The organism is Sorangiineae bacterium MSr11954, from assembly GCA_037157815.1.
Taxonomy (GTDB): Bacteria; Myxococcota_A; Polyangia; order Polyangiales; family Polyangiaceae; genus Pendulispora; species Pendulispora albinea.
The window spans coordinates 1724798-1744101 of the sequence record CP089984.1; the positions used below are offsets into that span (position 1 = coordinate 1724798).

The 19304-nt window shown below is 66.7% G+C and carries 17 protein-coding genes; 9 read left to right on the plus strand and 8 right to left on the minus strand.

Annotated features, from left to right (window positions below; all coding sequences use genetic code 11):
* Nucleotides 1-343 precede the first annotated feature (343 nt).
* Nucleotides 344-1627, plus strand: coding sequence for a hypothetical protein (locus tag LZC94_07110; GenBank protein ID WXB17036.1), 1284 nt, complete (start codon nucleotides 344-346; stop codon nucleotides 1625-1627).
* A gap of 161 nt (nucleotides 1628-1788) precedes the next feature.
* On the opposite strand, the gene LZC94_07115 is transcribed toward LZC94_07110, so the two are convergent.
* From LZC94_07115 to LZC94_07125, 3 genes are read right to left on the minus strand one after another with little or no spacing between them, the layout of a single operon-like run.
* Nucleotides 1789-2853 carry a sensor domain-containing diguanylate cyclase gene (locus LZC94_07115; protein ID WXB20357.1) on the minus strand — a complete coding sequence of 355 codons (1065 nt, stop codon included), beginning with the start codon at nucleotides 2851-2853 and terminating at the stop codon, nucleotides 1789-1791.
* 17 nt (nucleotides 2854-2870) lie between these two features.
* The gene (locus tag LZC94_07120) at nucleotides 2871-3536 is read right to left on the minus strand and encodes a CoA transferase subunit B (GenBank protein ID WXB17037.1); all 666 of its coding nucleotides are present in this window, start codon (nucleotides 3534-3536) and stop codon (nucleotides 2871-2873) included.
* Between the two features lie 3 nt (nucleotides 3537-3539).
* On the minus strand, nucleotides 3540-4286 hold the full coding sequence (locus LZC94_07125; protein ID WXB17038.1) for a CoA transferase subunit A: 747 nt from the start codon (nucleotides 4284-4286) through the stop codon (nucleotides 3540-3542).
* Between the two features lie 108 nt (nucleotides 4287-4394).
* On the opposite strand from LZC94_07125, the gene LZC94_07130 reads away from it, so the two are divergent.
* From LZC94_07130 to LZC94_07145, 4 genes are all read left to right on the plus strand, one after another.
* The gene (locus LZC94_07130; GenBank protein ID WXB17039.1) at nucleotides 4395-5441 is read left to right on the plus strand and encodes a penicillin-insensitive murein endopeptidase; all 1047 of its coding nucleotides are present in this window, start codon (nucleotides 4395-4397) and stop codon (nucleotides 5439-5441) included.
* Between the two features lie 86 nt (nucleotides 5442-5527).
* Nucleotides 5528-8293 carry a tetratricopeptide repeat protein gene (locus LZC94_07135; GenBank protein ID WXB17040.1) on the plus strand — a complete coding sequence of 922 codons (2766 nt, stop codon included), beginning with the start codon at nucleotides 5528-5530 and terminating at the stop codon, nucleotides 8291-8293.
* A gap of 172 nt (nucleotides 8294-8465) precedes the next feature.
* Nucleotides 8466-9320 carry a DJ-1/PfpI family protein gene (locus tag LZC94_07140; GenBank protein WXB17041.1) on the plus strand — a complete coding sequence of 285 codons (855 nt, stop codon included), beginning with the start codon at nucleotides 8466-8468 and terminating at the stop codon, nucleotides 9318-9320.
* A gap of 139 nt (nucleotides 9321-9459) precedes the next feature.
* Complete coding sequence (locus LZC94_07145; protein ID WXB17042.1) at nucleotides 9460-10101, plus strand: peroxiredoxin; 642 nt, start codon at nucleotides 9460-9462, stop codon at nucleotides 10099-10101.
* Nucleotides 10102-10254: 153 nt separating this feature from the next.
* Here LZC94_07145 and LZC94_07150 read toward each other — a convergent pair whose 3' ends face one another.
* The 3 genes from LZC94_07150 to LZC94_07160 form a co-directional block, all read right to left on the minus strand.
* Nucleotides 10255-10851 carry an adenine phosphoribosyltransferase gene (locus LZC94_07150; protein ID WXB17043.1) on the minus strand — a complete coding sequence of 199 codons (597 nt, stop codon included), beginning with the start codon at nucleotides 10849-10851 and terminating at the stop codon, nucleotides 10255-10257.
* A gap of 90 nt (nucleotides 10852-10941) precedes the next feature.
* Nucleotides 10942-11793, minus strand: a complete 852-nt coding sequence (gene surE, locus LZC94_07155; protein ID WXB17044.1) for a 5'/3'-nucleotidase SurE — start codon at nucleotides 11791-11793, stop codon at nucleotides 10942-10944.
* Nucleotides 11790-12362 (minus strand): hypothetical protein, encoded by a 573-nt coding sequence (locus tag LZC94_07160; protein ID WXB17045.1) that lies wholly within the window; start codon nucleotides 12360-12362, stop codon nucleotides 11790-11792. Before LZC94_07160 ends, surE begins: the two co-directional genes overlap by 4 nt.
* Before the next feature lie 304 nt (nucleotides 12363-12666).
* Here LZC94_07160 and LZC94_07165 point away from each other — a divergent pair, with 304 nt between their 5' ends.
* The 4 genes from LZC94_07165 (at nucleotide 12667) to LZC94_07180 (ending at nucleotide 18101) form a co-directional block, all read left to right on the plus strand.
* On the plus strand, nucleotides 12667-14727 hold the full coding sequence (locus tag LZC94_07165; GenBank protein WXB17046.1) for a prolyl oligopeptidase family serine peptidase: 2061 nt from the start codon (nucleotides 12667-12669) through the stop codon (nucleotides 14725-14727).
* Nucleotides 14728-15379: 652 nt separating this feature from the next.
* The gene (locus LZC94_07170) at nucleotides 15380-15727 is read left to right on the plus strand and encodes a hypothetical protein (GenBank protein WXB17047.1); all 348 of its coding nucleotides are present in this window, start codon (nucleotides 15380-15382) and stop codon (nucleotides 15725-15727) included.
* Nucleotides 15728-15733: 6 nt separating this feature from the next.
* Nucleotides 15734-16195 carry a hypothetical protein gene (locus LZC94_07175; GenBank protein WXB17048.1) on the plus strand — a complete coding sequence of 154 codons (462 nt, stop codon included), beginning with the start codon at nucleotides 15734-15736 and terminating at the stop codon, nucleotides 16193-16195.
* A 61-nt stretch (nucleotides 16196-16256) separates the two neighbouring features.
* Nucleotides 16257-18101 carry a DNA mismatch repair protein MutS gene (locus LZC94_07180; protein ID WXB17049.1) on the plus strand — a complete coding sequence of 615 codons (1845 nt, stop codon included), beginning with the start codon at nucleotides 16257-16259 and terminating at the stop codon, nucleotides 18099-18101.
* A 90-nt stretch (nucleotides 18102-18191) separates the two neighbouring features.
* Here the strand turns inward: LZC94_07180 and LZC94_07185 are convergent, their stop codons facing one another.
* Both LZC94_07185 and LZC94_07190 read right to left on the minus strand, forming a co-directional pair.
* Entirely contained in the window at nucleotides 18192-18533 is a 342-nt protein-coding gene (locus LZC94_07185; GenBank protein ID WXB17050.1) for an AzlD domain-containing protein, read from the minus strand.
* Nucleotides 18530-19267, minus strand: a complete 738-nt coding sequence (locus LZC94_07190; GenBank protein WXB17051.1) for an AzlC family ABC transporter permease — start codon at nucleotides 19265-19267, stop codon at nucleotides 18530-18532. Before LZC94_07190 ends, LZC94_07185 begins: the two co-directional genes overlap by 4 nt.
* Nucleotides 19268-19304: the final 37 nt, after the last annotated feature.

The window sequence follows — 19304 nt, forward strand, 5'->3', positions numbered from 1 at the left end:
GTCTGCATGGATCGGAACGAAGTCTGTTCCACTTGGTCCCGCGTGTTTCTCGCGCGGGGCATATGAAACGGAGGCCATCATGTCCGCTCCGGGCATTCCGCAGAATCGCATTGCGTCGCTCATGGTTGCCAAGGCATCGATTTCGGCTGCAGTTTTTGGCGCCGCGGTCATGGCTTGCAGTCAAGGAAATTCCGAATCGTCGTCGTGCCCCGCGGGTACTTCTGGCGAGATCTCTCCTGTCTCGGTGTCGCAGGCACCCCTCGGAAAAACCTTCAGAGTCGGCCCAGGCAAGGAATATTCGACCATCAACGCGGTTACTTCGCTCGTTGGTCCTGGGGATCTGGTGGAAGTTTACGCTCAATCCTCGCCGTATGCGGGGGGCGTCATCTTCAAGAACTCGGGCACGAAGGAGAACCCCATACGCGTGCGCGGCATTCGCGCAGGTACCGCACGCCCCATCATTTCGGGCGGCGACACCACAGTTCAGTTCGATGGAAGCCACTATGTTTTCGAAGGCTTCGACATCAAATCAGGAAATATTCGCAATGTCTTCCATCACGCGGACGACATCACCATCGCCGACACCGTCGTCCACGACTGCGTAGGCCACGGTATCCTCGGGGCCGACGACGACTCGGGATCCCTCACACTCGATCACGTCGAGGTTTATGCTTGCGGCAGCGGCACCACCAAGCACCCGATCTACATCGCGACCGACGAAAATACGCATCCGGGCTCCGTATTCCGAATGCAGTACAGCTATGTGCACGATGGCAAAGGTGGGAACAACGTCAAAAGCCGGGCGGAGCGAAATGAGCTCTATTACAATTGGATCGAGGGCGGTTATTACCGCGAAATCGAGCTGATTGGGCCCGAAAACGGCGTCGCGGAAGGGTTGAAACGCGAAGACTCCGATGTCGTGGGCAACGTATTCGTCAAAACGACAACGCAGCCAGAGACCACCAATGTCGCCCGCGTCGGTGGCGATGGTGACGCCGATACGTCGGGCCGGTACCGATTCGTCAACAATACGTTCATTTTGCGAGCGAATTCGACCGCGGCCGTGATTCAAGTTTTCGATAAGGTCGAATCCATCGAGCTCCACAACAACGTGTTCTACAAGGTGGGCGGCGGTGCAGTGAACGTCGTTCGTACCACCGAGGCCAAGTGGGTCGCAGGCGAAATCATCGCCGGCTCGAACAATTGGCTTCCCGCGGGCACCACGCTCCCCAGCACGGTGACGGGTAGCATCACCGGCACCGATCCGGGCTTCGTGAATATCGGAAATTACGATGTGCGCGTGACGGCCTCCAGCATACTCATTGGCAAAGGCCTTATTCCGACGGTGAGCCCCGCCGGACATGTGTTCCCATCGCCCCTGGTCGCTCCGCGTTCCAGTCCGCCCATGCGCACCGTCGATCCGGCGGGTACCGCCGTGGGTCGCGCGTCGCTCCCGCGCATCGCCCTCGGCGCCTTTGAAAATGGCGCGCAATCCACCGCGCCGTCCCCCGGCGGGGCCGTCGTGCCGCCCACCGGTGGCGGTGCAAGCTCTGCGGGCGATCCTGCTGCACCTGGCGGCCCGGGAGGCGGCGATCCCTCCGGCGCCGGCGGTGAAGGGTGCCACTGAGCTGGCGTGCGAGCGTGCGAGCGTGCGAGAAGGAGCCTCGAGGAATTCACCGCCAGGGCGCTAAGGTCGCCAAGAGAGAAGATATAAAATTCCAACCATGCTTGGTTGTCCTGGCGGTTCACTCTCTTGGTTTGGTTGGTTTTGATCCTGGGGCTGGGCGGTCACGAGATTCGGCGTAGGTCTTCGGGGCCGGGGGCAACGACGACCCGGTTGCGACCGAGCTCCTTGGCGCGGTACATGGCCATGTCGGCGCGCTGCTGGAAGGATTGCAAGGTTTCGGCACCATCCCAGGTGGCCACGCCGATGCTCACGGTTTGCGCAATGGCCCGTTCGCCGGCCACGTCGAGCGGATGAAGGTCGAGGTTCTCGCGAATGCGCTCGGCGGTGGCGTGGGCGTGGTTGCGGGTGGTGGCGGGCATGACCAACGTGAACTCTTCGCCGCCCCGGCGGACGAAGATATCGACCCTCCGCACCCGCGTGCGCACGCGATCGGCGAAGACGCGAAGCACCGCGTCGCCGACGGCGTGGCCGTGCGCATCGTTGACCCGCTTGAAATGGTCCAGATCCATCAAGAGCATGCTCAGCGCCTGACCCGTGCGCCGCGCGCGCTCCATTTCTTCGTGCAGCCGCGGCACGAGGTAGCGCAGGTTGTAGGCGAGGGTCAGATCGTCGGTCATGGCCAAGCGACCGAGCCGGGCACGCTCGATGGGCGGCGACGAGCAGTTGGCGAGCAGCCGCCCGAGCAGCTGATGGTCGCCCGTAAAGCGCCCGGGGTGCGGCGAGGAGACCGACAGCACCCCAATCACCGATCCGCCGGACCAGAGGGGCTCCGCGAGCAAGGAGCGCACGTGAAAGCCCTGATGATTCGGTGTGCGATTGGGCAGAAAGCGCGGGTCCGCGTGCACATCGGCGACAATCACGCCCTCGGCTTGGGCCACCACCCACCCGATGAGCCCCTCGCCCCGGCGAAAGGTCATCGGACGATGCTGGCGGCCCTCACCCGATCGCGCTCCTACAAGTAGCTCATTGTACGAACTGTCGAGCAGCCGAATCGACGCGTGGTCGCCGGGCAAAAGCCGCAGCGCCGCATCGGTGACGTTTTGGAGCGCGTCCTCGAGGCGGCGGTGGCTTTCGGTGAGGTGCGCCGTGAGCTCCAGCAAAACGACCAGCGCATCGCGATCGCTCGGCTTCCTCGGCTCGTTCTGTGTCCCCACCTCGTTTGGCATCCCCACCCGGCAGAATGTTACACGGACATCTGGGCGAGATCGCTCGGCACCTTCAAGGTGGGCTCCGTTTTCTCCTGAACGTCGCGTGCGCTGAGCCCGGGTGCCACCTCGCGCAAGACGAGCCCGTCCGGTGTCACATCGATGGTGGCCAGATCGGTGATGATCCGGTGCACCACGCGCCGGCCGGTGAGGGGGAGGGAACACTCGCGGAGGATCTTTGGCGCACCGCCCTTGGCCGCGTGATCCATGATCACGACCACGCGCTTGGCGCTGGCCACGAGATCCATGGCGCCGCCCATGCCTTTGACCATCTTGCCGGGGATCATCCAGTTGGCGAGATCGCCGAGCTCGGAGACCTGCATGGCGCCCAGGATGGCCAAATCGATGTGCCCGCCGCGGATCTGTCCAAAGCTCTCGGCGCTGGAGAAGATCGCGGAGCCGGGCAGCATGGTGACCGTCTCTTTGCCCGCGTTGATGAGATCGGGATCGAGCTCGCTCGCGTGCGGGTAGGGGCCGATGCCGAGCAGCCCGTTCTCGCTTTGGAGCACCACCTCCACCCCTTGCGGGATGTAGTTGGCGACCAAGGTGGGCATGCCGATTCCGAGGTTGACGTAGTAGCCGTCCTTGAGCTCCTGGGCGGCGCGCTGGGCAATTTGTTCGCGGGTAAGTCCGACTTGGGACATGGACTAGCTCCTCACCGTGCGGCGCTCGATGCGCTTCTCGTACGAAGGCCCTTGGAAGATGCGGTGCACGTAGATGCCCGGCGTGTGAATCTGCGAGGGCTCGAGCTCACCCACGGGGACGATCTCCTCCACCTCGGCGATGGTGACGGTGGCGGCGGACGCCATCATCGGGTTGAAGTTCATGGCCGTGTGGCGGTAGACGAGGTTGCCGAAGCGGTCACCCTTCCACGCTTTCACGATCGCGAAATCGCCGCGGATGGCGCGCTCGAGGACGTACGCACGCCCGTCGAACTCGCGCACTTCCTTGGCGGGAGAGGCCTTGGCCACCGAGCCATCGGCCGCGTACTTCAGCGGTAGCCCGCCGTCGCTCACCGCGGTGCCGGCGCCGGTGGGTGTGTAGAATGCAGGTATTCCGGCGCCGCCCGCGCGCAAGCGCTCGGCCAGCGTGCCCTGGGGAACGAGCTCGACCTCGAGCTCACCGGAGAGGTACTGTCGCTCGAACTCTTTGTTCTCGCCGACGTAGCTCGAGACCATCTTCACGATTTGTTTGTTCGCGAGGAGAATGCCGAGGCCGAAATCATCGACCCCGCAGTTGTTCGAGACGAACGTGAGATCCTTCGTTCCGAGCTCCCGTAGGGCGCGGATGCAGTTCTCGGGGATGCCGCAAAGCCCGAATCCACCTGCCAGAAGGGTCGCGCCGTTCGGAATGTCGGCACACGCCTCGCGGGCGCTCTTGACCACCTTGTCCACGGATAACCTCCAACGTGCCGCACGGTAGCCCGAGGCTCTGCTCCTCGTCGAGGGGTAGCTGCAGCACATTTTTTGGCCGCATCCCATCGCGTGTGTTTGGTTTGGCCCATGGTGCCGGCGCGGCTTGGCCTCTTCGTCACGGTCTGCGCCGTGATTCTCTCATCGACCGCGGGGGCCCGGCCGGCGGGCGCGCCCCGTGTGATGCACAGCGCCGTAGCGATGAGCGCGGCGGCCATGCGCATCGGACGAAGCGTGGGCTCGCCGACGACGGGCCACCTGATCGGTGGATCGCACATCGAAGAAACGCCGTACTTGCGCGTGGTGCCCTTCTATGCGGGCAGCGATGCGCGCTGGGGCCTCGGTCCTCTGGTGGACATGATCGAGCGCGCCGCGCGGCAGGTGCGCAAGAAGTACCCCGACGCGGTGCTCTCGGTGGGGCACCTCTCGCGGCGCGGCGGAGGCGAGATCGATCGGCATGCCTCGCACGAGAGCGGTCGCGACGCGGACATCGCGTTCTATGTGAAGAACTACGCGGGCAAGCCCGTCCTCTCCGATCGCTTCGTCCCCTTTCGCGCCGATGGCACCGCCGGCACCTGGCCGGGCGCCTACTTCGACGATGAGCGCAACTGGCTCCTGGTCACGTCGTTCGTCACCGATCCGGTCGCGCACGTGAGCCACATTTTCGTGGCCTCGCCCCTTCGCGCGCGCTTGCTCGCGTACGCGGCCCGCATCGGGGCCCCCGTCGCCGTTCGCAACCGCGCGGCGGAGCTTCTGATGCAGCCGCGCGGCTCGCTTCCGCACGACGACCATTTCCATGTGCGCATCACGTGCCCGAGCGGGATGCACGAGTGCATCGAGTTCCCCATGCGCAAGGGCGGTCCGGTGTATGCGCGCGTCCCGGCGCCGCACCCACCGCATGCGCGAGGGCGCGCGAACCCCGGGAGCGTGGCGCATGGTGCGGGGCGCACGCCCTCCGCCGACCCGGCCGCGCGGCCGGCGCAGGCGGGATCGAGCCAATCCAGCAAGCCGGATCGAAAGGGTCCGACATCGGCATCCGATGCGCCCTGGTGGGATCCGCCCCCCGCGGTGCTCTCCACGCCGAGCGGCCCCGCCGATCCGGTCGACCCCATCGACGATGCGGACGGGGACCTTTAGCGCGAAGGTTCGGCGCCCGAGCTCCTTTCGAACCCGCTATCCCGCGCAAGCGCCGTGGTAGACTTCGCAAACCTATGGCAGAAACGTTGAGTTTTGCCTCATCCCAGAGTTTCGCGTCCAACGAGCATCGGGCCACCTTGGTCGGACGCGCAGCCGAGATGCACGAGCTGCACGACGCGCTCCGCAATGTGCGCGACAAGGGCCGCGCGCGCACGGTGACCATCCTCGGCGCCGCCGGGATCGGGAAGACCCGGCTGGTGCGCGACTTCTTGAGCAAGATGCGCGGCCCGCACGACAGGGCGCCGCGCGTGTTTCGCGGCAGCGCGCGCGCGGTCGACGCGGAGTTCGGGATCTTTGCGCGCATCCTCCGCGCGCGTTTTGGCTTGGTCGATGGGATGGACCCCGAGGCCGCGATGGCCCAGCTGCGGAGCCAGGTCACCACCGTCCTCGGCGACACGAATGTCGGCGACATCTGTTACTTCCTCGGCAAGCTGGTGGGCCTCGATTTTCCGCCCTCGCCCTTGATCCATGCCGTCGAAGCGGCGCCGGGCGAGGGCACGTCGGGCGCGAGCCTCTTGCGCCGCGCCATCGTCAAGCGCTTCCTCGAGGCCGACGCCGGCGCCAATGGCTCCTCCGGTCCGGCCTCGGGCGGTTCGTCAGGTGGCTTTTCGGGTGGGCCCGGCGGGCGCGCGCCCATCGTCTTGGTGTTCGACGATCTTCATCATGCGCACGACGCGTCGCTCGATCTGCTCAGTTACTTGATCGACCATCTGCAGGCGCCGATTCTCGTCTTGTGCATGGCGCGGCCCGAGATCCTGGCGCGCCGCGACACGTGGTTCTCGCACGGGAGCGGGCGCCATCACTGGATGGAGCTCGCGCCGCTCTCCGAGGCCGACGCGCAGTCGGCCATGAACGATCTGCTCTCGCCCTCCGGCGACGATCCGGCGCGCCCGGAGCTGGTGGAGGCCGCGTGCAACCTGGCCGGCGGCAACCCTGCGCTGCTCGATCAGATGGTCCGCATCTTCCTCGATATGGGCGTGCTCGAGGCGGAGGACGAGCTGGCGGAGGAGGAGCGCTGGCGCATCCACGTCGATAAGCTCGAGGACGTGCGCCTGCCGCTCACCGTGGAGGACGCCGTTCAAGCGCGCATCGCCGCCTTGGCGCCGGCCGAGCGCGATCTGCTCGAGCGGGCGGCCACCATGGGCGCGGTGTTCTGGCTGGGGGGGCTCTTGGCCATCCACCGGCTGGAGCAACCCACGCCGGAGTTCTGGGCGGCGGGCGACTCCGAGGAGATCCTCGCCATGCGCCAGGTCCTGCGCGATCTGACGGAGCGCGATTACATCCTCAAGCTACCCGACAGCACCTTTCCGCATGACGAGGAGTACGTCTTCAAGCACAACCTCGAGCGCGAGGCGCTGGTGAAGCTCATCCCGCCTTTGACCGCGCGCCGCTACCACGCGCAGCTGGCCGACTGGCTCTCGTTCAAGGCGCAAGTGCATGCGCACGAGGAGACCATGGGCATGCTCGCGCGCCATCGGGAGGCGGCGGGCGCGCCCTCGCAGGCCGCGGCGGCGTTTCTGGAGGCGGGGGACGTGGCCCGCGCGCAATATGCCAACTCCAAGGCGGTGGAGTACTACGCGCTCGGCCTCTCGCTCTTGAGCGGCGCGGGCATCGAGGCCAACCCCGATCAGCGCATCTTCGGGCTGCACCACTACGGCGACGTGCTCCAGGCCCTCGGCCGCAACGAGGACGCGCTCAGCGCCTTTCGCGAGATGCTCACCCGCGCCCACCGGCTCGATCTGCGCGCCCGCGGCGGCGCCGCCCACGGCCGCATCGGCCGTCTTTACCGCGACACGGGGCAGCTCGACGAGGCCAAGCGCCACCTCGACACCGCCCTCGCGCTCTTCGCCGAGTCGGAGGACGAGCGCGGCATCGCCAGCACGGTCGACGACATCGGCAAGCTCCACTTCCTGCGCGGCGACTACCACCGCGCGCTGGAGTACACGGGCCGCGCCTTGGCCATGCGCCGGCAGATCGGCGATCGGCGCTCCATCGCGCTGTCCTTGAACAACTTGGGCAAGGTCTATCAAGACTCGGGGCAGTTCACGCGCGCGCTCGAGTGCTTCGAGCAGGCGCTGCAGATCCGCCGGGAGATTGGCGACTTGGTGGGGGTCGTCATCAGCTTGAACGATCTCGGCATGGTGGCCGAGGAGCAGCACGACGATCACCGGGCGCTGCCCCTCTACCACGAGGCGTACGAGGTCGCCAAGGGCATCGCCGATCGCAACCGCATGGCGCTGGTGCTCACCAATTTGGGCAAGACGCTCAATCGGGTGGGCGAGGTCGAAAAGGCCATTTTCTATTTGAAACAAGCCGAGGAGCTGGCCGACGAGCTGGGCGACAAAGTCGGCCTGGCGGAGGCCGTCCGCGGCCTCGGTCGCGCCTATCTGGCGCGGCGCGAGTACACGAAGGCGCGCGAGTGCATGCTGCGCGCGATGGAGATGTTCACCGAAGTTCAAAACAAGGTCGAGGTGGGGATCGCGCTGCGCGCGCTGGCCGAGGTGAGCGCCGAGGGGAGCGCGGGCGGCGAGTGGCAGGAGAACGCGCGCGCCTATGTGCTGCAGTCGATCGAGGTGTTCGAGGAGATCGGCAACGACGTGGAGCTCGCGCGAAGCTGCCGCGCCTACGCCGCCATGCTGCACCTCGCCGCCAAGGCCGAGGGCGATCCGAACCTCGCCGCCGAGGCGGATTCGTATGCGCGCCGCGCCGAGGAGATCTTCGAGAAGCTCAACATCCGCGCGTTCGGCATCGATCCCGATGCGTTCTTCGCCAGCCGCCAACAGGGTTCGTGACGACCGGCGCCTGAGTCGTCACGCAAACGGCACGTGGACGTGCTTTGCGGTTTCCCACGGCGGTCGATGCAGGCGTGAACGATCCCGGCGCCGCGACGATGTGTCGCATGGTCGTGCTCGGGTCTCGCTTCTAATCATCGAGGCTCGAACCTCGCAGAAGGGAGCATGCGGCATGATCGTGGGTCGGCGTAGCTTCAGTGCAGGAATTTCGGCTTTTTTGGCAGGGTGTGCGCTCGATGCAAAGGACGGCGAGGCGCCGAAGGAGACGACGGCGCCTCTCGGCGCGCCCGACGTGGACGCGGACGCGGACGAAGGCAACGATGCGGCAGATGGGTCGAGCGGCCCGCTGCAAATTGGGATGTTGCTGTATCCCAACTTCACGGCGCAGGACTTCGTGGGCCCGCAGTTGATCTTCGCGGGCCTCGGCGATGTGAAGCTCCATGTCCTGTGGAAGGACACGAAGGTGGTGGTGAGCGACAGCGGGCTTGGCATCCAGGCCACCACCCCGCTGCACGCGTGCCCCAAGCGCCTCGATATCTTGTTCATCCCCGGCGGCCACGGCACCGCCGATGCGATGCTGGATCGGGAGCTGGTCGCGTTCGTGGCGCACCGTGGAAGGCGCGCCCGCTATGTGACCAGCGTGTGCACGGGCTCGCTCTTGCTCGGCGCCGCGGGGCTCCTCTGCGGTTACCGGGCTGCGACCCACTGGGCCTACCGTGACATCTTGCCGATCTTGGGCGCGACCCCGGTGTCCGAGCGCGTGGTTCGCGATCGCAACCGCATCACGGGCGGGGGCGTGACGGCCGGGATCGATTTTGCGCTGACCATCTCCGCCCAGCTGCGCGGCGACGACTACGCGAAGCTGCAGGAGCTGATGTTCGAGTACGCGCCCGAGCCGCCGTTCGATACGGGCACCCCCGAAGCTGCCGGCCCCGAGCTGACGAGCCGGGCGCGCACCCTCGCCGCCCCGGGGGTCGAGAGGACGCGCCGGGCGGCGTTGGCCCACGCGCCGCATTGCCGGACCTGAAGGTTTCGCGCGATGCTCCGCGGATCGGCCATCGCCGGATGGCGCATGGGGAGCGACTTTGCAAGGCCGCGCTTGTCGGCAGAGGCATCCGTTATTATAGAGGGTGCTCTAGTATAGCGGAAAGCTCAAGGAGTCAGCCATGGCCACCATTCGCATTGGAAGCATCGCGCCTGATTTCACGCAGTCGTCGACCGAGGGAGACATCTCGTTTCATCAGTGGATCGGAAGCAGCTGGGCGGTGCTCTTCTCGCACCCCAAGGACTTCACGCCCGTGTGCACCACGGAGCTGGGCACCGTGGCCAAGCTCAAGCCCGAGTTCGAAAAGCGGAACGTGAAGGTCATCGCCGTGAGCGTCGACGACGTCGATTCGCACAAGCGCTGGACGGGGGACATCGAGGAGACGCAAAAGACGAAGCTGAATTACCCGATCCTCGGGGACTCCGACCGCAAAGTCGCCACCCTCTACGACATGATTCACCCGGAGGCGAACGACACGCTCACCGTCCGCTCCGTCTTCATCATCGACCCGAACAAGAAGGTCCGCGCGACCATCACCTACCCGGCGAGCACCGGCCGCCACTTCGACGAGGTGTTGCGCGTCATCGACTCGCTGCAGCTCACCGACAGCCACTCCGTGGCCACCCCCGCCAACTGGACCCAGGGCAACGACGTGGTGATCCTGCCGTCGATTCAGGATCCCGACGTCATCAAGCAAAAGTTCCCCAAGGGCCACACGGTGCTGAAGCCGTACCTTCGCATCACGCCGCAGCCGAACAAGTAAGGTCGGCCGGGGCGGTGCTCGAAACCGCCCCTGAATCAAACCGCCAGGGCGCCAGGGTCGCAAACGCGAGAAAACAAGAGCAAACGAGAAGAGCCGAACTCACACCAAAACCCTGGCGCTCCTCGGGTCCTGGCGGTTGGCGCTCTCTCTCTTTCAATACTGAATTACGCTCTCGACTTTGACGGGCATGAGCCGATCGCGGCCGCCGAGGAACGACAGCTCCACGACGAAGGCGTATGCCACCACATAACCGCCTTGCTTGCGCACCAAATCGGCCGCCGCTTTGGCGGTGCCGCCGGTGGCGAGCAGATCGTCCACCACGATGACGCGCGCTTCTTCGGTCACCGACCCTTTGTGCATCTCGAGGGTCGCCACGCTGTACTCGGTCTCGTAGGTGACCTCGTCGCACGCGGCGGGGAGCTTGCCGGGTTTGCGCGCGGGCACGAAGCTCGCGTTCAGGCGCGCGGCGAGGGCGCCGCCGAAGATGAATCCGCGCGCTTCCACGCCCACGATGGCGTCGATGTGCTCTCCGATGAAGCGCTCCGCGATGGCGTCGAGCACGATGTGGAAGGCGCGCGGGCTCGCGAGCAGCGGGGTGATGTCCTTGAACAGGATCCCAGGCTTTGGAAAGTCCGCGATGTTGCGGATTTTGGAGGCCGCGAAGCTGAGTGCATCGCGCGGCACGGTAAGCTCCGCAGCTTCCCCCTCACGCCGAGGAAAATCCGAAGGCGTCTTTTTCTTGGCTCCCATCGTTCCCGCTCCCTTCGATATCGACCTACGACGGGCTGCTCGTGCGCGGCGGCCCGACCGTCGATGATGGCATGAACGCCGCGCGGTCGATCAAGAATCGACTTGGTCTTCGCCGGCGCTCCCCGTGGTCCGATCGGCGCCGGCGTCGCGCGCCAACGTGCTCGTCAGCGTGCCGCGCGTGGTGTCGGTCAGATCGAGCATCAACGCGGTCAGGGTAGCGTAGCCGCGATCGAAGGCGTCGGTGTCGGTACCCGGGCTCTGCTCGTGGGTGACCCCCGGACCACCCAGCCAGAAGTACTCACGGCCCCGCGGATCCTGACGAAAATCGACCAGCTCCTCGTAGATGCGCATCCCCAGCCGCGCCGGTTCCACCTTGCCGTTCCAGTCGCGCGGAACGTTGACCGAAAGCAGCGGCGCGGGCTCCGCGACCTGCCGCGCGCCGCTCGTCATGACCGCCTTCGACGCGTGTTTTCGGCCGGAACAGGCCTGATGCAAGCCGAGCGCGAGCCGCGCGCACAGCCGCGACGCGGCGGCGAAATCCGCCTGGGTATGGGCGCTGGTGGCCAGGGCCGGGATGCCCTGCAGGGCGCCCTCGCGTGCGGCGGCCACCGTGCCGGAGTAAAAGACGTCTTGGCCCAGGTTCAGCCCGTGATTGAGCCCCGAGACGACCAAGTCCGGCCGGCGCGGGAGCACGCGCCCGCCCGCGTGCAGCGCCACGTAAATACAGTCCGCCGGTGTGCCATCGACGGCGAAGATGCCTTCTTCGACCATGCGCAGCCGCAGCGGGCGATGCAACGTGAGCGCATGGCTCGACGCACTTTGTTCGCTCTCGGGCGCGATGAGGACCACGTCCCCGATTTCCAGGAGCGCATCGCGCATCGTTCGGATGCCGCGGCTCGAATATCCATCGTCGTTGGCCAGCACGATCAGAGGTCGCGTCACTTTTCGCCTTTCTTGTGGGAGGAGCGGCCCTCGTGGCTTCGATGCCGGTGCTCTTTCGACTTCGACTCGGCATCCGAGCTGCCCGATCCGGCCGGTGCCGCGTCGGCCGATGCATCCGGCGCGCCGCTCTGCGGGCTGGGAAGAGGGAGCTTGGCGAGGGTGTCGCGCGCCCGCGTCTTGTAGGGAGGGTCGACCACGTTGGAAGCCACCACCTCTTCCAACACTTTTCGGCGCGCGGCAAGGTCGGGATCCGTCTGCGCCCCCGCAATGGCGGCCTCGGCCCAACGATTCTCGAGGCTCTTGAACTCCGCGGACTGCCGAAAGGGCGCGCTGGGTGGGAGGGCCATTTGGATGCGATCGTGCGCCGTCAGGCAGTCGCCGGCCGCGCAAAGCTTGGTCGCTTCGTCGATGGACACCTGCTCGGCGGACACGGGCGCCGCCGGGGTGGCCGCGTTGGCGTGCCCCGGTGCGTCTTTGGCGCTTTCGTCGGCCCGAATCCCGAGCTTGCTGCAGGGATCGAGCAAGGTCCCCAGGGCCAGAAAAATGGCTCCGCGAAGTACGAAGGACATGGACGGAATCTTCGTTGAGAAGCCAGCAAAGGTCTACACTTGCATCGAAGAGGTCGCTGCCACCACCGGCCTAACGCGCCAGGAGGTGCCTGCTGGGGTCGACAAACGCGAGCGGGGTGGGCGAGGATGGCAGGCCATGCGTTTTTGGGATCTGGTCTCGCGCCTGTCATTCAAGCCGAGCCACCTTCAAGTCGCGCTCCTTCTCGGTTGTGCTGTCATGGGTTGCGGCGGTGAGTCGCACCCGACGCGCCACCCGATGGGCGTCGCGGAGCGTGGAGACGCATCCACGGAAAGGAATGTTCGCTTGCCGAAACCTGGAGCTGTGACCGAGACCCTGCACGGCGTGACCGTCGAAGATCCCTTTCGCTGGCTCGAAGACGGCGACGCCCCCGACGTGAAAGCGTGGACGGATCAACAGAACGAGAAGACGCGCAAATTCCTCGAGCTCGCCCCGTCGCACGAGGTGCTCCGGCGTGAAATCTCCGAGCTGCTCCATGTGGGCGTGGTCGGCGCGCCGTTCGTGGCCACACCGGCCCCCGGGCAGCGCCGCTACTTCCATATGAAGCGCGAGGGCGAGCAGAACCAGCCAACCCTGTACGTTCGCGACAAGGTGGACGGTCCGGACCGGGTGCTCATCGACGCATCGGCCCTCTCGGCCGACGGTACGAGCGCCATCGACTGGTGGTACCCGTCACGCGACGGCAAGTTCGTCGCCTGGGGCCGCAGCGAGGACGGCAGCGAGGACAGCACCCTCTTCATCCGCGACGTCAAGACGGGCAAAGACCTGCCCGATCGCATCCCGTACGCCCGCTACGCGTCGGTGGCGTGGGAGCCTGGAAACAAGGCCTTCTACTACACGCGCCACCCCGAGCCGGGCTCCGTGCCGCCGGGCGACGAGAAGTACTACTCCAAGGTGTTCCGCCACGTGGTGGGCGCCGATCCCAAAGACGACGTGCTCGTCTTCGGCTCGGGCCGCGAGAAGACCGACACGCCCGGCGTGGTGCTGTCCCCGAACGGGCGCTGGCTGGTGGTGTCCGTGCACCAGGGGTGGGCCAAGAGCGAAGTGTACATGCAGGATTTGCACGCGAAGGGCGCGGGCACGAACGCGAACAAGTGGACGGAGGTGGCGGTGAGGACCGAGGCCCTCTTCGATCCCATCGTGCGCGACGATCGCATGTACATCCTCACCAACGACGGCGCGCCGCACTACCGTCTCTTTGCGGTCGACTACAAGCAGCCGGATCGCACGCACTGGAAGGAGCTGATCGTCGAAGGGCCCGACGTGCTCACCGGGGTGGACATCATCGGCAAGACCATCGTGGCGACGTACCTGCACGAGGCCTCCACCCGCATCGAGCGCTTCGATCTGCAGGGCAAGGCCAAGGGGCCGATTCCGCTGCCCGGCATCGGCACGGCCATGGTGAGCGGCGCGCACGACGGGGACGAGGCGTTCGTCGAGTTCTTCTCGTACGCCACGCCGCCCACGGTGTCGCGCGTCGACCTGAAGAACAGCGCCAGCAAGCCCGAAATTTGGGATCGGGTGGGCGAGAAGTTCGCGAACGAGAAGATCAACGTGAACCTCCTGCACGCCACCTCGAAGGACGGCACGAAGATCCCGATGTTCGTCGTCTCCGGCGAGGGCTTCACCAAGAACGGCGAGACGCCCACCGTCCTCTGGGGCTACGGGGGCTTCAACCAACTGATGACCCCCACCTTCAGCGCCCGCACCCTGGCGACCGTGCGCCACGGCGGCGTATGGGTGTTCACCATTTTGCGCGGGGGCGGGGAGTTCGGCGAAGAGTGGCACAAGGCGGGGATGCTCGCGAACAAGCAAAACGTGTTCGACGACTTCATCGCGTGCGCGGAAGAGGTGATCGCGCAGAAAATCACCAACCCGTCCCGTCTCGCCATCGGGGGCGGCTCCAACGGCGGCCTCCTCACCTCGGTGGCGGCCACCCAGCGGCCCGAGCTCTTTCGGGCAGGGCTCTCGCTGGTGCCGCTCACCGACATGGTGCGCTACACGCACTTCCGCATCGCCCAAGCGTGGATCCCGGAGTACGGCGATCCGGCCAACCCGGAGCAGTTCAAGGTGCTCTACGCATACTCGCCCTACCACCACGTGAAGGACGGTGTGCGCTACCCCGCCATGCTGTTCACCAGCGCCGAGAGCGATGCGCGCGTCGATCCCATGCACGCGCGCAAGATGGCGGCGCGCATGCAGGAGGCGCAGGGAGCGCCGGATCGGCCCATTCTGCTTCGGCTCGAGACCAAGGCGGGGCATGGGGCGGGGAAGCCGACGCACAAGTTGGTCGACGAGGTGACCGACGAGTTGAGCTTCTTGTTTCACGAGCTCGGGGTGAAGTGATTCGTGCTTTGCGCGGTGCGGGGGCTTTGTGGAGGGAAAGCGCCGGTGCGCCGGGTGAAGAGGCGGTGCTTCGCGGAGTGTGCCGAGCGGTACGAGAGGCGGTGCTTTGCGCCGGGTGAAAGAGGCGCTACTTCGCGGAGGGTGCCGAGGCGGTGCTTTGCGGAGGGTGTCGAGGCGGTGCTTCGCGGAGGGGGGAAGCGCTGGTGCGCCGGGTGAAGAGGCGGTGCTTCGCGGAGGGTGCCGAGGCGGTGCTTTGCGGAGGGGGGCGGGGCGGTGCCTTGCGGAGGGGGAAAGCGCCGGTGCGCCGGATGAAGAGGCGGTGCTCCCGCGGAGCGCGCAGAGCGGTGCGAGAGGCGGTGCTTTGCGCCGGGTGAAAGAGGCGCTGCTTCGCGGAGGGTGCCGAGGCGGTGCTTCGCGGAGGGGGCCGAGCGGTGCTTTGCGGAGGGGGAAAGCGCCGGTGGGACGGGTGAAAGGAGTCGTCATTTTGCCCGGTTTGGGGGAACCGTGCTTTGGTCGAGGGGACGGGATCCGTTTCGGGAGGGCACGTGGTTCTCGAGGTGAAAAGACGTAGAAATTAGGGGGAAAACGGCGGGTTGAAAAAAAGGAGGTGGGTTACTGGACAGGTGTTCAGGGTATCGATAATGTCGGGCCCATGGATATTCGAGCTCCGTTTGCGACCCACGTTTTGCGTGTCTTGTTCGAATCCGCCCGCGATCGCGCCCCCGTCGATGCGGACGAAATCATCGTCCGCGTCGTCGAGCAACTTCCCCCCCGCGGGGATCGGAGCGATCTCGTCCCCGTCCTTCGCATCGCCCTTCGTATGCTCGAGCGCTCCCGGCTCGTGGAGTTCGAAGACCACGACCGCATCCGGCTCACGATGACCGGCTTGGCGCTCGCCGTTTCGCTTCCCCCGGTGTCGGCCCCCACCCCCGTGGCTCCTCCCGGCCCCTCGTCCAAACCCCCGACCCGAACGAGCGGCCACCCCGCGGCCGCGGCATAACCGACGATGGATCTTCGCGCTTGGCTCACCGATTGGCGCGTGCTCGCCGTCGCGCTGATCCTGGCCGGGATCGCCGTTCATGTCGTATTTCGTTCGTTCGAAGCATGGCTGCGGCGCGTTCGCATGCGCGCGCGGCTGGCGCGTGCCGCCGAAGGTGAGGCGGGCGCTGCCGAGTGGCTCGAAGGGCTCGGTTACGAGATCCTGGGGGCCCAAATCGTTGCAAATTACGTCATCTGGATCGACCGAGAGCCGTTCACCGTAGGGCTTCGCGCCGACTACCTCGTGCAGAAACGCGGCGCACGCTATGTGGCCGAGGTGAAGACCGGCAAGCTGGCCCCCCGCATCGACACGGCGGCGACCCGCCGGCAGCTCTTGGAATACCGCGTGGCGTTCGACGTCGACGGCGTTTTGCTGGTCGACGCGGACGCACGCCGGGTGCAGTCCGTCACGTTCTCGATGCTCGAGTAGCTGTACGCGAGCCGTACCGGGCGATGTGAGGCGACATCGGTGCTAGCCTCGCGTTCCCAAAATGCAGGCACGGCAACCACGAGAGCGGTACGAGGCGGGAAAAGCAGCACGAACGAGTGAAGCGCAGGCCCTCGACGCGCGTTCGCGCACGGTTGGTCTTCTGCGTCTCGTCGTCGCCCTGGGCGCGATTGCGCTGCTCGGCGCCATCGTGTGGGTGCCCCTTCCCGGGGGCGCGTGGGCCGCCGAAGCCGTTCTCTTCGTCGTCTTCGCGGCGCTGGTGGTGGTGCATGCCCGCATCCACGCGAAGAAAGATCTGGCCGAGTCGGCGCTGCGCTTCCACGAGCGCGGGCTCGCGCGCCTCGATGGTCGATGGCAGGAGTCGGGCCCCACGGGCGAAGGCTTCGCCACGCCCAACCACCCGTACGCGGGCGATCTCGATCTGTTCGGTCCGAGCTCGCTCTTTCGCTTCCTCGATCGCACCGAGACCCTCTTCGGCGCCGCGCACCTGGCCTCGTGGCTCAAAGGCGCCATCGGCGACTTTCCGAACGGCGTGCGCGAGCGCCAAGAGGCCGCGCGCGAGCTCGCCGAGCACCACGCGTTCCGCGAAGGGCTCTCCGCCACCGGCGCGCTGGTCGGCGAAGACAAGCCCGATCCGGAGCCGTTCCTCACGTGGGCCGAGGGCTCCGCGCCGCTCGAGGCCGGCCCTCTCCTGATCGCGGCGGCGAGGATCCTGCCGATCCTGACCACCACCGCGCTGGTCCTCGCGTCCTATCTTCCGACGGGCGTCTGGATCGGGCTCCTCTTGTTGCAGCTCGCGGTCACATGGCCCAAGTGGGCGGTGGTCTCGCGCATCGTCGCGTCGGTATCCACCATGGAGGGGGGCTTTTCGCGCTTCTCCGAGATGCTGGCCGCCGTGGAGGCCGAGCGCCTCGAGTCGCGGCTGCTCCAGCAGCACAAGGCGCGCATGTTGTCCACCGGTACCAGCGCCACGCATGAAATGTCGCGGCTCGCGCGCGTCCTCTCCTTCGTGGGCGCGCGCGAAAATGCCGTGTTCCGGCTGATCATCGGGCCGCTGCTCCTCTGGGACATCAACTGCGCCATCTCGCTCGAGAAATGGCGGCTCCGCGCGGGCTCGAGCGCGCGCGCGTGGCTCTCCACCTTGGGCGAGGTGGAAGCCCTTTCGAGCTTGGCCGCGCTAGCGCACGACTACCCCGAGTACACCTGGCCCGTCCTCGCCGACTCCCCGCGCTTGATCGCCAAAGAGCTGGGGCACCCCCTGATCCTCGCCTCCAAGCGGGTCGCCAACGACGTGGAGCTGAGAGGTCCGACCGCCGTGCTCTTGGTGACCGGCTCGAACATGTCGGGCAAGTCGACCCTCCTGCGCGCGGTCGGCATCAACGCGGTGCTCGCCCTGGCCGGCGCGCCCGTCTGCGCCAAGGAGCTCACCATCGGCGAGGTGCGCGTGGCCACCAGCATGCGCGTTCGCGACTCCCTCGCCGAGGGCGTCTCGCACTTCTACGCCGAGCTGCAGCGCCTCAAGATGGTGCTCGACATGGCCCGTGGCGAGCGCACCGTGCTCTTTCTCCTCGACGAGATCCTCCACGGCACCAACACGCGCGAGCGCCTCATCGGCGCCCGCGCCATCGTGCGCAAGCTGGTGGCGCAAAAGGCGATGGGCGCGGTCTCCACGCACGATCTCGGCATCGCCGATCTGGAGGCCGAGCTCCCGCACGCGGTGAAGAACGTCCACTTCCAGGAACAAGTCACCGACGACAAAATGACCTTCGACTACAAGCTCCGCGAAGGCGTCGTGCAGAGCTCGAACGCGCTCATGCTGATGAAATTGGTCGGCCTCGACGTCGTCGACGTGACCCAACCCAAGGCCGCGACGGCCGAGCCGAGCTAGAGGTCGAGCGCGCAGTCGCGCATCATCCGGGTCGACCCACTCGAGCACGTTGGCGATGACGGCCCGCGCCAGCGCTACGTAGCAAGGTTGCTACGGGCCGAGCCCTCCAAAGAGCAGGGGAACGACGTGCAGCGCGACCATGCCGGACACCAAGGTGACGAGCACGTTGCGCGTGACCAGCGCGGCAGCCAGCGCGACCAGGGCGGCGAGGAGCCGCGGATCGGTGGGATGGGTGATGAGGGCGCCGTCGCGCAGGAGCACGGCCGGGGCCACGAGGGCCGCAAAGGCGGCAGGGGGGACGAACCGCAAGAGGCGGCGGATGGCCGGTCGCGCCAGCCAGGCGGAGGCGCTGGCGCTGAACTCGATACAGGAGAGCCGGTAGCCCAAGGTGGCGGCGCCGACGGCGAACAGGGTCAACCAGGTGCCATTCATGCTCGTGTTCCTTCCGCGTTGGGGGCCGGCTTGCCGCCGCCCGTGAAGACCTCCCACGCGGCGCCCGCGGCGATGCCGACGAGCATCGCGCAGAACAGCCCGAGCTTCAGCGGCATGGCGAAGAGCAGCACCGACGCCACCGCGCCCGTGAGCGCCGCCACCCGGCTCGCGCCGTCGGCCAGCGAAGGCACCAGGAGCGCGATGAAGGTGAGGGGGATGGCGAAATCCAGCCCCCACGCCGGCGACAGCTGCGCGCCGAACAGCACGCCCATCAGGGTGGACAGCTGCCACGTCGTCCAGAGCGTGAGGCCCGCGCCGAGGTAGTGCCAATGACGGTAGTCGGGCCCCGAGAGGTCTCGGCTCTCCGCATAGCGGCCGATGGCCACGGCGTAGGCCTCATCGGTCAAGAGATACGCGAGCGGCACCCGCCAGCGGCGCGGCAGGTGCGCGACATTGGGGGCCATCGATGCGCTGTAGAGCACGTGGCGGACGTTGAGGACCACCGCGGTGAGCGCGACCACCAGCGGGTTGCCGCCGGCGCCGAGCATCTGCGCGATCACCAGCTGCGCGGAGCCCGCAAAGACGATGCTCGACGAGAGCTGGGCGGCCAGGGGGGACATGCCGGCGTGAACCGCCAAAACACCGTAAATCATGCCGAAGGGCGCGACGCCGAGCTGCAGAGGCAGCTCCCTGCGCACGCCGCGAAAAAACTCGTTCGAACGCGAATTCGCCATTGCGCCGAACATGCCAACCCGCGCGCGGCAGGTCTTG

What these genes read in the sequence shown, in the direction of transcription:
- LZC94_07115 (WXB20357.1), bottom strand. Translation starts at nt 2,853, where the DNA reads ATGCCAAACGAGGTGGGGACACAGAACGAGCCGAGGAAGCCGAGCGAT.
- LZC94_07120 (WXB17037.1), bottom strand. Translation starts at nt 3,536, where the DNA reads ATGTCCCAAGTCGGACTTACCCGCGAACAAATTGCCCAGCGCGCCGCC.
- LZC94_07130 (WXB17039.1), top strand. Translation starts at nt 4,395, where the DNA reads ATGGTGCCGGCGCGGCTTGGCCTCTTCGTCACGGTCTGCGCCGTGATT.
- LZC94_07140 (WXB17041.1), top strand. Translation starts at nt 8,466, where the DNA reads ATGATCGTGGGTCGGCGTAGCTTCAGTGCAGGAATTTCGGCTTTTTTG.
- LZC94_07145 (WXB17042.1), top strand. Translation starts at nt 9,460, where the DNA reads ATGGCCACCATTCGCATTGGAAGCATCGCGCCTGATTTCACGCAGTCG.
- LZC94_07150 (WXB17043.1), bottom strand. Translation starts at nt 10,851, where the DNA reads ATGGGAGCCAAGAAAAAGACGCCTTCGGATTTTCCTCGGCGTGAGGGG.
- LZC94_07160 (WXB17045.1), bottom strand. Translation starts at nt 12,362, where the DNA reads ATGTCCTTCGTACTTCGCGGAGCCATTTTTCTGGCCCTGGGGACCTTG.
- LZC94_07170 (WXB17047.1), top strand. Translation starts at nt 15,380, where the DNA reads ATGGATATTCGAGCTCCGTTTGCGACCCACGTTTTGCGTGTCTTGTTC.
- LZC94_07175 (WXB17048.1), top strand. Translation starts at nt 15,734, where the DNA reads ATGGATCTTCGCGCTTGGCTCACCGATTGGCGCGTGCTCGCCGTCGCG.
- LZC94_07180 (WXB17049.1), top strand. Translation starts at nt 16,257, where the DNA reads ATGCAGGCACGGCAACCACGAGAGCGGTACGAGGCGGGAAAAGCAGCA.
- LZC94_07185 (WXB17050.1), bottom strand. Translation starts at nt 18,533, where the DNA reads ATGAATGGCACCTGGTTGACCCTGTTCGCCGTCGGCGCCGCCACCTTG.
- LZC94_07190 (WXB17051.1), bottom strand. Translation starts at nt 19,267, where the DNA reads ATGGCGAATTCGCGTTCGAACGAGTTTTTTCGCGGCGTGCGCAGGGAG.